The organism is Cellulophaga baltica, from assembly GCF_018861125.1.
GTDB classification, from domain to species: domain Bacteria; phylum Bacteroidota; class Bacteroidia; order Flavobacteriales; family Flavobacteriaceae; genus Cellulophaga; species Cellulophaga baltica_A.
Map to the genome: position 1 here is coordinate 266,948 of NZ_JAHKQN010000020.1, position 12,929 is coordinate 279,876.

General features: G+C 31.0%; 14 protein-coding genes. 5 read left to right on the forward strand and 9 right to left on the reverse strand.

Annotation, left to right across the window (positions count from 1 at the left end; genetic code table 11):
- The first annotated feature begins 10 nt into the window (after nt 1–10).
- The 4 genes from KO500_RS11530 to rlmB all read left to right on the forward strand — a co-directional run bounded on the left by KO500_RS11530 (nt 11) and on the right by rlmB (nt 4,224).
- On the forward strand, nt 11–1,687 hold the full coding sequence (locus KO500_RS11530; protein WP_215956698.1) for a SusD/RagB family nutrient-binding outer membrane lipoprotein: 1,677 nt from the start codon (nt 11–13) through the stop codon (nt 1,685–1,687).
- Between the two features lie 15 nt (nt 1,688–1,702).
- Nucleotides 1,703–2,587 carry a hypothetical protein gene (locus KO500_RS11535; RefSeq protein WP_215956699.1) on the forward strand — a complete coding sequence of 295 codons (885 nt, stop codon included), beginning with the start codon at nt 1,703–1,705 and terminating at the stop codon, nt 2,585–2,587.
- 140 nt (nt 2,588–2,727) lie between these two features.
- Entirely contained in the window at nt 2,728–3,441 is a 714-nt protein-coding gene (locus tag KO500_RS11540) for a hypothetical protein (RefSeq protein ID WP_215956700.1), read from the forward strand.
- A gap of 27 nt (nt 3,442–3,468) precedes the next feature.
- Nucleotides 3,469–4,224, forward strand: coding sequence for a 23S rRNA (guanosine(2251)-2'-O)-methyltransferase RlmB (gene rlmB, locus KO500_RS11545; protein WP_215956701.1), 756 nt, complete (start codon nt 3,469–3,471; stop codon nt 4,222–4,224).
- A gap of 4 nt (nt 4,225–4,228) precedes the next feature.
- Here rlmB and KO500_RS11550 read toward each other — a convergent pair whose 3' ends face one another.
- Nucleotides 4,229–4,966, reverse strand: a complete 738-nt coding sequence (locus tag KO500_RS11550) for a rhomboid family intramembrane serine protease (RefSeq protein WP_215956702.1) — start codon at nt 4,964–4,966, stop codon at nt 4,229–4,231.
- An 89-nt stretch (nt 4,967–5,055) separates the two neighbouring features.
- Between KO500_RS11550 and KO500_RS11555 the strand changes: the two genes are divergently transcribed.
- Complete coding sequence (locus KO500_RS11555) at nt 5,056–6,333, forward strand: replication-associated recombination protein A (RefSeq protein ID WP_215956703.1); 1,278 nt, start codon at nt 5,056–5,058, stop codon at nt 6,331–6,333.
- On the opposite strand, the gene KO500_RS11560 is transcribed toward KO500_RS11555, so the two are convergent.
- The 8 genes from KO500_RS11560 to KO500_RS11595 all read right to left on the reverse strand — a co-directional run bounded on the left by KO500_RS11560 (nt 6,330) and on the right by KO500_RS11595 (nt 12,929).
- Nucleotides 6,330–7,160: a hypothetical protein gene (locus KO500_RS11560; RefSeq protein ID WP_215956704.1), complete on the reverse strand. Its 831-nt coding sequence runs from the start codon at nt 7,158–7,160 to the stop codon at nt 6,330–6,332. The two genes, KO500_RS11555 and KO500_RS11560, sit on opposite strands and share 4 nt — an antisense overlap.
- Before the next feature lie 12 nt (nt 7,161–7,172).
- Entirely contained in the window at nt 7,173–8,606 is a 1,434-nt protein-coding gene (locus tag KO500_RS11565; RefSeq protein WP_215956705.1) for a DUF5723 family protein, read from the reverse strand.
- Nucleotides 8,603–9,133, reverse strand: coding sequence for a hypothetical protein (locus KO500_RS11570; RefSeq protein ID WP_215956706.1), 531 nt, complete (start codon nt 9,131–9,133; stop codon nt 8,603–8,605). The genes KO500_RS11565 and KO500_RS11570 overlap by 4 nt, the downstream gene beginning before the upstream one ends.
- A 34-nt stretch (nt 9,134–9,167) precedes the next feature.
- Nucleotides 9,168–9,857, reverse strand: coding sequence for a YjjG family noncanonical pyrimidine nucleotidase (locus tag KO500_RS11575; RefSeq protein WP_215956707.1), 690 nt, complete (start codon nt 9,855–9,857; stop codon nt 9,168–9,170).
- Entirely contained in the window at nt 9,850–11,145 is a 1,296-nt protein-coding gene (locus tag KO500_RS11580; RefSeq protein ID WP_215956708.1) for a polysaccharide deacetylase family protein, read from the reverse strand. The genes KO500_RS11575 and KO500_RS11580 overlap by 8 nt, the downstream gene beginning before the upstream one ends.
- Nucleotides 11,146–11,168: 23 nt before the next feature.
- Nucleotides 11,169–11,867, reverse strand: a complete 699-nt coding sequence (radC, locus tag KO500_RS11585) for a RadC family protein (protein WP_215956709.1) — start codon at nt 11,865–11,867, stop codon at nt 11,169–11,171.
- Nucleotides 11,868–11,992: 125 nt separating this feature from the next.
- On the reverse strand, nt 11,993–12,697 hold the full coding sequence (locus tag KO500_RS11590; protein WP_215956710.1) for a hypothetical protein: 705 nt from the start codon (nt 12,695–12,697) through the stop codon (nt 11,993–11,995).
- A gap of 16 nt (nt 12,698–12,713) precedes the next feature.
- Entirely contained in the window at nt 12,714–12,929 is a 216-nt protein-coding gene (locus KO500_RS11595; protein ID WP_215956711.1) for a hypothetical protein, read from the reverse strand.

Here is a 12,929-nt window from a genome sequence, read left to right on the forward strand (position 1 = left end):
AAAATTGGTAATGAAAAACAAAATAAATAATATATTTTCTTTCGTTCTTATAATGGCATTATTAGGGTCATGTGAAACGACCGAATTAAATTTAACAACGGATCCTAATAGTCCCAACCCAGAAAATTTGGATGTGGACTTTACATTAAATAATATTCAATTAGATTTTGCAGAGGTTTTTGAACAAGCTACTGAAGCTGGTGGTGAAGCTGTGAGATTAGAATATATGTTTGATGAATATGATGTTAATTACAATAGTACAAATTCAAATACAACAGTATTATGGAGAACAGCTTACGCTAATGTTTTACAGGATATCGAAACGTTAATTCCGATAGCTGAATCTTCAGAACTATTTGTTCATTCTGGAATTGCGAGAGTAATAAAAGCATATACCTTAATGACATTAGTAGATTATTTTGGTGATGTGCCATTAACAACAGCAAATAATGGAGATGAAGGTGAACTTTTCCCAACAGTTGATGAAGACACTGCAATATATGATCTAGTTTTGACTGAATTAGATAATGCAATAGCAGATTTTGAAAAAACTTCACTAGAAGATCCTGCTAATGATTTATATTATGATGGAGATGTTGCTAAATGGACAGCATTAGTTAATACACTAAAACTGAAGTATTATCTAAATCTTCGATTATCAGATGAGGCTGGAGCAACTACAGCAATTAACACCCTATTAAATGAAAGTTTAATTGATAGTCCTGATTCTAATTTTGTATTTCAATTTGGGACATCAGACTTACCTCAGAGTAAACACCAATACTATGTTGAAGAGTATGAAGCTGCTAGCCCTGGTGAGTATATAACAAACTATTTAATGTGGTCTCTTGCTGTTGAAAAAGGTATTGATGACCCAAGACTTAGATATTATGTTTACAGACAAGTTGGTTCTTTTCCGTCTGATGAAGCAACATTAGATAATGAAATTGATTGTTGGAACGATCCTAGACCTGCAACATATGGCCCAATTGACGCTATGATACCTGTGCCATTACCTTTTTGTTCACTTTTTGACAGAGGAGATGGTTATTGGGGTAGAAATCATAGTGATAGTGATGGTATTCCACCTGACAACACTAAAAGATCAACTTTTGGAACTTATCCAATTGGTGGTAGATATGATGCAGATGATTTCGAAGGAATAAATTCTGGAGATGGTTTAAATGGTCAAGGAATTTGGCCAATAATGATGAATTCATTTACATATTTTATGAGAGCTGAAGCTGCTTTAATACTTGGAACATCAGACGATGATGCAACAATGTTAGAAGAAGCTGTAAGAGCGTCTATAACTGATGTTCAAGCCCTTGGAGCTTCTTACATTTCTGGTTTAGATCAAACTTACGTTCCTACATCTGACGATGTTGATGAATATGTTACTTATGTAATGGATCAATATAACGCTGCCACAACTGAAGATGCTAAGATGGCTATTATCGGTAAAGAGTACTGGATTGCATCTTTTGGTAATGGAGTTGAAGCTTACAACTTATATAGACGTACTGGAACCCCTATCAACATGACTCCTACTCTATTAGGTACTAGTGATTTCCCAAGAACATTCTTGTATCCTGCAGAATCTGTTGATAGAAATTTCAATATTGATCAAAAATCATTAACAGATAAAACTTTCTGGGATACAAATGCAGATGGATTTATATACTAAATAAAAAAAAACAAAATGAAAAAATATAGATTTAAACAATTGAAGTATATTTTATCGATATCTCTTCTACTTATTATTATTTCTTGTAGTGATGAAGATAAATTTCCGATAAATTATGATGAACTTAAAGTAAGTGGTGGTGCATTTGCTTCTGAATTAAGTACTGACGGAAGTACTGATATTGACAGAGAAGATCCTGCTTCTTCTACATTTACTAAAACATATCAACTAAATTCTTTAGAGGATGGTTTAGATGTAACTAAAGTAGATTTGTATGTTAGCTTTAGTGGATCATTAGTAGATGCAGATGAAGTTTTATATTCATCTACTGATACATCAGGTTCTGATGCTGAAGTTACTTTAACAGTTAATGGAGAGTTATTACTTGATGCACTTAATTTAGAATCAAGTGACCTTGATGGTGGAGACACCTTCAATTATAGATTAGCATTAACAAATTCCGAAGGTGAAGAATATTCTACAGTAAGTGCAAATTTTGATAACCAATCTGCGGATCATACATTCTCATCTACTGTTATTTGTATCTTACCTATAATACCTGATGGCGATTGGGTAATACAAATGGGTGATTCATATGGTGATGGATGGCAGACTACAACTGCAAGTGGAGGACCAGGTATTACAGTAACATTGAGCAACGGTGATGTTTTTGAAGTAGGTTTATGTCCAGCAGCGTCTACTGTTTGTATAAATGATGGTACTAGTGGTACCGATACAATTACGATACCAACAGATATAACATCTGCTGAGTGGTATTTCCCAGGTGATTTTTACGGAGAAATATCATTTACAATAACGGCACCTAGTGGTAATGTTGTTGCAACTTATGCAGAAGGTTCTGCCGCAGGAGTTATAGCGTTAAACTTATGTGACGAATAGAATAAACAAATTTTTATTCATCTAAATAAATTAAAAAGCTGACTCTATGAGTCAGCTTTTTTTATTTGTCTGTCTCGTACTGAAATAAGTTGACCAAAAATCATTATCTTTTGATTTAAATTCTTAACTAACAAAACACTATGAAAAAAATTATTTGCATTTTATTATTAATTATTAGCCCAAAATTAACAATAGGTCAAGCTGGAACGACGAGTAAACCGAGTGAATTTGAAAGCACATCTCAATTATATGATGTACTAAAAAGAAAGCTTATGGAGAATAAGGTAGTTAAATATGATCTAAAAAATGTCATAGGTAGCCCATATTATAAAGACAATTTTACTTCAGGTAATATGCTTTTAAAAGAGAAAAACTTTGGAAGGTATTTGTTTAAATATAATATTTATAGAGATGAAGTTGAGCTAAAAGTGAATGAATTAAGCGAATTAGAATCAGTTAAAAAAATTGTAGGATTACGTATAAAATTGGATGACTCAACACTATTAAAAGTCGTTAATTTAAAAAAAGATAATGAATCTCAAAAACATTTTGTTGTAAATCTCGTTAATGGAAATTACAACCTTGTAAAAAGAGTATATGTTAATTTTAAAACTCCTAAAGAGGCTGAAAACTCTTTAACCACAAACAAAAAAGCAAAGTTTACTCGTTATGAGGAATATTTTATAAAAAGTCCTGAAAAACAAAACTATAGCAAGGTTGAAAAAAACAAAAAAAAATTCTACAATCTATTTACAAATAATTCAATAGGAATTGAAAATTATGTAAAAGAAAATAAATTAAACATTAAAAAAGAAGAAGATTTGATTAAGTTAATTAACTTTGCTAATCAATAATACTAGTTTAGTATAAATATTAAATTTTTGGAGAGCACAAACAACAACAATACTCAAATTTACGGAATCAGAGCAATTATTGAAGCAATAAGTGTAGACAAGCCAATAGATAAAGTTTTTATTCAAAAAGGGTTAAAGGGTGATTTATTCAAAGAGCTTGAAACTCTTATTCGTAAAGAAGGTATTAATTCTTCATATGTGCCAATTGAAAAGTTAAACAGACTTACAAGAGGCAACCATCAAGGTGTTATTGCAAACATCTCCCCTATTCATTTTCACACCTTGGAAAATTTAGTTGAGAATGTGACTGACACAAAAGAAACCCCATTATTTTTACTATTAGATCAACTATCTGATGTTCGTAATTTTGGGGCAATTATCAGAACTGCAGAATGTACTGGTGTAGACGGTATTATTATCCAAAAAAAAGGTGCCGCACCGGTTACTGCTGATACTATAAAAACTTCTGCTGGCGCTGCTTTTAAAGTGCCCATTGCTAAAGTAGACCACATAAAAGATGCTGTGTATTATTTACAAGCATCAGGAGTAAAAATTATTGCAGCTACAGAAAAAACGGAAAACTCAGTTTACGATGTATCTTTCAAAGAAGCTACTGCAATAATAATGGGTTCTGAAGATGTTGGTATTTCCCCTTCAATATTAAAAGCTGTTGACTATAAAGCTAAACTTCCTTTGCTAGGTGAAATAGGCTCATTAAATGTATCTGTCGCATGTGGCGTATTTTTATATGAAGCAGTTAGACAAAGAGGGTTAAAAGAATAATAATTTATTCTTTTTCTTTATTCTCTACGTAATGATAGGTGTATTTTATCTCTGAATTTTCATCAATTACAGGGTCAGCTTCTTTTTCTATAAAATTTCCGTTTTCATCAAAATGTTGTAAAAACTCATCATTTTCTTCATTATAATCATCTCTTTCCCATTCATATTTTTTTTGATGTGAAAGTTTTACTTTATAAAGCAATGCGAAAATTACTCCTGTTAAGAAGCCTCCTAAATGTCCTTCCCATGATATTCCTTTTTTTATAGGGAATATATACCAAAGCATGCTTCCGTATATAAAAACAACAATTAAAGATAATGCTACAAGTCTATAGTGTTTTGTGAAAATGCCTTTAAAAAAAATAAAACTAGCTAAAACATAAATAAGTCCGCTAGCTCCTATATGGTAAGATTCTCTTCCTATAGCCCAAGTTATTACTCCTGACAAAAGAACTCCATAAACTAAAACCTTAAAAGCAATTTCTCTATAAAAGTATATTAATGAAGAAGTTAAAACTGCTAATGGAATTGTATTATTATATAAATGCTCAGCTGAACCATGAATAAATGGACTAAATAATACACCTCGTAAACCTATCAATGTCCTTGGATAAATTCCGTATTTATTGAAATTGACACCGAAACGAATTTCAACTAAAAAAACTGTCCAAATAATTAACACCAAAACAATTGGAACAATTATTACTTTATTTGAAAAACGGAATTGAGTACTATCAGTCATTCTTCTAATTTAAAAAAAGAAAATCAAAAACGCTACCAAATTTAGTTAGCATGATAAATTGTCATTTGTAGAATTTGTACTTTTGCCAGATGAATGAACCACTTGCAGAAAGAGTACGCCCTAAAAATCTAGATGATTACATTAGTCAATTACATTTGGTTGGTGATAATGGTTCGTTAACTAATCAGATTGAAAAAGGAATTATTCCATCTTTAATTTTATGGGGACCTCCCGGTACAGGAAAAACCACTTTAGCAAATATTATTGCACAAGAAAGTGGTAGACCTTTTTACTCACTAAGTGCTATTAATAGTGGTGTAAAAGATATTAGAGAGGTTATTGACAAAGCTAAACAGAGTGGCGGTTTGTTTACTTCAAAAAACCCTATTCTTTTTATAGATGAAATTCACAGATTTAGTAAATCGCAGCAAGATTCTCTTCTAGGTGCTGTAGAAAAAGGTTGGGTTACTTTAGTTGGTGCAACTACTGAAAACCCTAGCTTTGAAGTTATTCCCGCATTACTTTCAAGGTGCCAAGTTTATATATTAAATGAATTTGAAAAAGACGATTTAGTAGCTTTAATAAAACGAGCTATGGAGATTGATTCATACCTCAAGACAAAAGATATTGAACTTAAAGAAACAAAGGCTTTATTACGCTTATCTGGTGGTGATGGTAGAAAATTGTTAAATATATTTGAACTAGTAATAAACTCTGAATCCAGTGATAAAATTATCATTACAGATGAACTAGTACTTCAGAAATTACAAAAAAACACTGTTCGCTATGATAAAACTGGTGAACAGCATTATGATATAATCTCTGCATTTATAAAATCAATTCGTGGTAGCGATCCTAATGGTGCCATTTATTGGTTAGCAAGAATGATAGAAGGTGGCGAAGATGTGAAATTTATAGCAAGAAGAATGCTAATAGCAGCTTCTGAAGATATTGGATTAGCAAATCCTACTGCTTTAGTTATGGCTAATACTACTTTTCAAGCCGTGACAACAATTGGTTACCCTGAAGCTAGAATCATACTAAGCCAATGTGCAATTTATTTAGCCACATCACCAAAAAGTAATGGGAGTTATATGGCTATAAACAGGGCATTAAAAACTGTTTCAGAAACTGGAGATTTATCAGTGCCTTTATCTTTACGAAATGCACCTACTAAGCTCATGAAAGACTTAGGTTACGGCTCGCAATATAAATATGCACATGATTACCAAAACAACTTTGTAGAAGCTGAGTTTTTACCTGATGAATTATCAGGAACATCGTTTTATATTCCGAACCAGAACCAAAGAGAAAATGCCATCAAGGAGTTTTTAAAAAACAGATGGAAAGATAAATATGACGTTTAAAACTTAATATTTAAACTTTTAACTTTTAACTCATCAGCATCATAAAATTCAAAAAACCATTTTCCGTTTTTAATATATACTAATCCTGAATGGCCTTCAACTTCTTTTCCTAAATAGATATTAGGTTGGGAAGTCTTCTGAATTTTCATTGTTATTTTAGGAGTCTTATCAACCAATTGATATCCATTAGCGATTTCTTGCGCATAGTAAATATCATTTTGAGTAACAGGCTTAGCTACATTTACACTTTGAACATCATTTGCAAATGAAACTGTAGTAGTTTCTTCGGCCTTTCTCTGAGCCATTCTTTCTTTTAGAACACGAACTTCTTCTTCGTCTTTTTCAAAAGCAGCTTCTTTTTTAGTATCTAAAGACAAAGGCATTGGTTTAGATGTTTTTGGAGCGTTATATTTATAAGCATACCCTTTAAAAGAAATAGCTGCTTTTTTTATAGCTTCATTATAAGCCTCTCTGTATTCTTTTATTTTACTAAACCCTTCTATTGACGTAAAAACTTCTTTAGAGTTACAATCTTTTAAAACGATTGAAACTTTAGTTGAAAACATGTTAGAAACATCATTTAAAGTCGCATTTAACCCCATACACCTGTTATTAGATAATTCTGGTGGTAAAGCGTCATCATACACAACATTAAACCCATTCTCTACAAGAAGAAATTTAACTAGTGTACTAGTTTGATATTGGTTTTGGGTTTTAAAAGCATCAAATTGCTTAGGCACAATAATATATTTATAATTATTTAATTCATTTTGAGCATAAGTTGAAGCACAAAATACTAGGAACAATAATGGTACTAATTTTTTCATTCTAAACTAAAATTATTTTTTACCCCAAGATATAATATTTAATCCGAATAACACAGAAGCATAATTTGTATTTGCAAGATTACTATAACCAAATAAATTATCGGCCATCAAATACATATTTACAGGCCCTGCTTGTAAACTACCCCCTAAACCAACATTAGCAAACGAGTATTTATCTACCGTATATGTAGCTTTTAAAGACATTATATTACCAAACCTATGTTGATAAAAACCAGTCAATGCTGCTTGTGGTCCACGTGGTCTATTAATTACATATAACTGACCACCAACACTATTTTTATAAATATTATCTACATAGCCACCCCCTGGTTTTGTCGTACAATTACAATCTTGTCTTGGTTCAATTTCATCACCAAAATCATGACCTATTGAGGCATATAATTTTGTAGGTCTGAATGTAACATACCTTTCTTCCGTTTCTTCGTATGGTACTAAACTTTCTAAATCATCAACTAATTCCCTCCACTCGTCGCTTCCTGAACCTAAATCATCAGGCAAAATAACGTTAATACCTTCTGAAGTTGCTTTACCTTTTAACGAATATGTTCTTAAATCATTGGTATGAGAAATAAAACCGATATCAAGTATACTACCTGTTATGTAAGTTTGTCTATCTAATTTATACGTAAAACCCAAATCAAAACCTAAGCCCAAATCACCACCAAATAAAGCTCGTTTCGTTATTATATCTGCAATACTCTCATCATTATCAATAGCATCTTTCAATTCAAATATACCAGATGTATTAATTTTTAAATCCGCAACTAATGTTGCTTGTAATAAATTCTCATCTCCTTCGGTAGTTACAAAATACCCACTATTATCGGTTGAAGAAAAATTCAATATACTTGAATATACTTTGGCCCTAAAACCCAAGTCTAATTGTCTTGAAACCTTTTTGTTTATTCCGAAATGATAAACATTTACAACTTCTCCTCTAGTTTTTAAATCACTTAAATCAAAACGCTTATCTATATTATTTGTATTTCCTTCAAAAGCTAATAATGCATAATCTTCGAAGTAATATCCAATGGCATCACCTTCATTGTAAATACCAAAAGAATAAAAATTATTCGGGTTTTTTCTACCTCTGAAACCTACATTCAAAATTTCTATTTGATACGTACCACTCAATTCATCTTTTGAGTCCATACCGTAAACAACTTTGTCTAAAAATTTTGTATTAAAATCTACACCATCAACGGCAAAAAGATCATTTGAAGTTATGCCAGTTACTCCTGCTTGAAAAGATACCCCTGATAAAACTGGAACACCTGCATACCATTTAAAACTAGTAGAAGTACCTGGATTTAAAAGTAAAGATTGTGGAACTTCGTTAAAGTTATACAACAACTCTTTGTTCTGGCTTATTCCAGACAAACATGCTATAAAAAAAACTACAATACTTAGATATATACTTTTCATTCTAAAACTTCTATTATAAAACTTCCGCTTGATTGAAATGTAAATTTGGGGTCATCCAAAGATGATACGCTAGTTGTACCACTATTATTTTGCACACTTAGAGCTATACTTGAAATGTTTTTTAAAATTTCAAGATTAGAATCATCATAAACTATAGAATCTAATACTATTTGCTCAGGTGGAGCTTCGTCTATTGTCATAAACTTGGTATCAATAACAGCACCGCCATCGTTTAGAAAGTCAACAGTAACATCTAACTGTTTGCTAGTTGTATTATTTAATTGAAAATTTATAACACCTGAAAGTACTCTATCTGAAAAATTTTCGTTTTGAAAGCCATCAAAATTAACTTCTTGGGTTGCAAAAACACCTGCATTAAGTACATCTTCTGAGGCTTCTACCGATAAAATAGGTCCTGATAAATCTGTTGTAACTTCTAAATCTTTTGCTTGACTAAAGTCCTGCTCATCAGAACATGAAGCCAATACCAAAATGAATATTGGTATGAGTTTTTTTAATAATTTCATCTGAAGTACCATATAATGTTCAATTAATATAACTTTATAAATACGTTTTTATTTCACTTAATTCTGTTATCATATCACAAAATTCATGCCTATCTTCATTATGCGCATTAAAATGAAGTGTATGAAAACCACATGCTTGCGCTCCTAAAATGTCTGCCTCAATACTATCGCCAATCATTAAAGAATGTTCTGGTAATACATTAGCTTTTTCTAAAGCCAATTTAAAGATTATAGGATTTGGCTTTTTTACACCTGCCATTTCAGAATCTATTATATGAGTAAAGTATCTGTCGATTTTTGAATTCTTAATTTTTCTATTTTGAACTTCATTAAAACCATTAGTAATAACGTGTAATTTATATTTAGGTTTCAAATAATCTAATATTTCAATAGCATGCGGAAATAAATGATTATAACTTGATAAATTCGCTATATAGTCATCGGATAACTGGTAAATAAGTTCATCTTTGACTTCAACCCCTAAAGTATCGAACGTAGTTTTTAAACGTTGATATCTTAAATCTTCTTTACTTATGTTATTTTCTCTAAATAATTTCCAGAACACTAAATTATTGGGCACATAGACTCTTAAAAAATCATCAAGACTAACCATAATTTTATTTTCAGAAAGAATTTTACTAAAAGTAAGTGCTGAGTTTTTTTCAAAATCCCAAAGGGTATGATCTAAGTCAAAAAAAACATCGGTCACTAATTTACTATACATGATACTTTTTTAAGATGGTTTCGTATAAATTTCTCCACGAAATTTTATTATCCTCACCCAATAATTCATTTGAAAAAATTGTGATAAAACTACCGTTCACATTTTTGATTGCTTCATATATGGTTTTCACCTTAGCATCGGCCTCTTCTAAGCTTTTATTTTTTAGAAAAGCATAGTCATGAATTGCAAATGGAAAAATTTTAATTGGATGTTGAACCTCTAAATTTATGTCATAAAAGTAAAACGGTGTGCAAGTACTCGCTCTAAAACCTATTTCATGGGTGTAGCCCATTGTAAAATCTTTTGTGAACTCAGTTTCAACCAAATTTCTGTAAGTAGTTGGTATATCAATTCTATTGTATCGTAAGCGAGAATAGTGTACTGGTCTGTTAATCACATTACTTAAACTCTTTTTTTCTTTTTTAAGAATTTCTTTATTGTGTAATGAACTGTATGACGCACATAAAGCAACTGTACTATAATCGGATACAGACTTTATTAAATACTTAAAATTGTTATTGTTAATAGACACATTTTTATCATAAGCAGAATATGATGCAAATTGAAAAAAGAACATACTTTTAATCTTGTATTTTTTATGTAAATTAATAAGCCACGTGAAATTATTGTACGGATCTTTTTCCGTATTAAACCAAACCGATATTCGTTGTGCAACTCTTTTAAATTTAAATGAAGAAATATCTAAAAATAAGCCTGCAATACTACGTGCTATACCTTTGTGTGCAAAACAATGCGAGGTGGTTACATCGACAATTGAAGTATATGAAAATTTGTTTTGTTTAGATACTAGGTCTGGAAAGCGCTCTTTTAATTTTTTTAATAATTTTTTTGCCCATAAATCTATTACAGGTAACTCAAGAAAATCATTCTGATACGCAATACTCTCTGCTGGAGGAAACCTACCATGAACATCTTTTACATGAGGTAAATACTCTTCGTATCTACTCAATAAATAAAAACTAGCGGAAAAAATATCAAACGGAATTGAACTACGTTCCCCAGTTGTAAAAAAACATGGAACGCCATCCCAATCTTTTATTGTTATTTGTAAATCATTTATACCTTGTTCAAATAACAAATCATTGCTTCTAACAAAAAACTCATTCTGCAAAGGCAATTTTGTATATGTAATTTTAGCCCCAGAGTGCTTTATAAAATCTTCTACTTTTGCGGTGTATTGCACTTCAATACCCAAAATACGATTGAATATTTGTTTCATTACAAAACTAAATCGTGGTGTTATTTTATGGGTATATATTAAGAGCATATTTATTTTTTATATTTAATTGTCTACAACAAATTATCGTCTGCAAAGCTAAAATAATCGTCTTTAGTAATAATTAAATGATCTAGAACTTTTATATCTAAACCAACAGCTGCATTTTTAATTTTTTGAGTAATTTGTTTATCGGCCTCACTAGCTTTTAAAGTACCCGACGGATGATTGTGTGCCAAAATTAGAGCCACTGCTCCTAACTCAAGTGCTTCTTTCATAATTAACCGAACATCAACTAAAGTACCTGTAATACTACCTTTACTTTGTTGTGATGAATGCAATACCTTATTTGAATTATTCAAATACACTACCCAAAACTCTTCATGTGGCAACTCACCTAAAATAGGTTGTAGTAATTCAAAAACATGTTTACTACTTGATATTTTAGTAATTTTTTGAGCATTTTCTCCTCTACGCCTTCTGCCTACCTCTAATGCAGCAACAATTGTTACTGCTTTTGCTTCACCAATACCTTTAAATTGCATTAGCTTTTTTACAGTTAATGTACCGAGTTCATTTAAGTTATTATTTACTGATGCCAAAATTCTTTTTGATAACTCAACCGCACTTTCGTTTCTACTACCTGAACCAATTAAAATAGCAATAAGTTCAGCATCGGATAAGACAGATTTTCCTTTTTGGACTAATTTTTCACGGGGTTTATCATCATCTGACCAATTTTTTATAGAAAATGATGTTGTATTCTCTTGCATTTGTTAAAGATAAGCAACATTTATTTTATCTAAAATCTAGTGAAAAATATGTCCAATCTTTATTGGAAATTAAAAAAGCCAAACAAATAGTATTTGTTTGGCTTTTAAATATTTGTTATAAAAAATTACTGCTTAGATAATTTTGAAACTTTTTGAATTTTTTCAGAAGAGCTATTTACTTTCTCTTTTCCTTTATTTATTGACGCTTCTAAATTATTTAATTTAGTTTCTGCCTTTGTAATTGCTGCTTGTTTTTTAGCTAATTCGTCACCAGAAATACTTTTGTCTGCTTTTTGCTTCTCATAGTTTGCTTTAGCTGTCGCCAGCTTTTCTCTACCATTAGTCAAAACTTTTTGACTACTTTCTAATTTTTGTGATGAAGCTGTTACTTTTTCTTGTGCAGCTTGAGATCTGTATTGTCCAAATTCCTTTGCAGACATATCGCCTTTATCACTGTAAGATTTAACGGTTGTTTTCTTCTCTGCAACTGTATTCTTAGCATTATTCTTCATATCATTTTTGGCAGACATGGCATCATTTTTTGCTTCCATACCTTTTGACTTAGCATCATCAATCTTGCTATTGGCTTGGCTTTTCATGTCAGCACCTTTGTCTTTAGCTTGATCTTTTGCTTCTTGAGCTTTAGCCTGTCCTTGATTTTTTAAATCTTCACCTTTAGCCTTTGCATTTTCTTTAGCTTCATTTGCTTTTCCTTTTTGAGCCTCTATCTTCTCTTTACCTTCTTGATATTTAGTTTGCGCATTAACTGTACTTAACGTAAATACAGCACACAAAATACTTAATATCGCTATGTTTTTATTTATTTTCATAATTGCTTATATTTTATTAAATACTATCTAATGCCATTAAAGCATCTTCTACCTCTTCTGTTTTCTGAGTTACTTCCTCTACGGTTTCATCTAACTCCGTCTCTACCATATTCAAGCTGTCTACTTGAGCTTCAATAGCTTGTTCTTCTTTAACTTTTTCAGCATCTGTATCTTTACAAGCTGCAAATGCCGTTATAAAAGCGGCAACTAAAATAACTTTAATTGTTTTCAT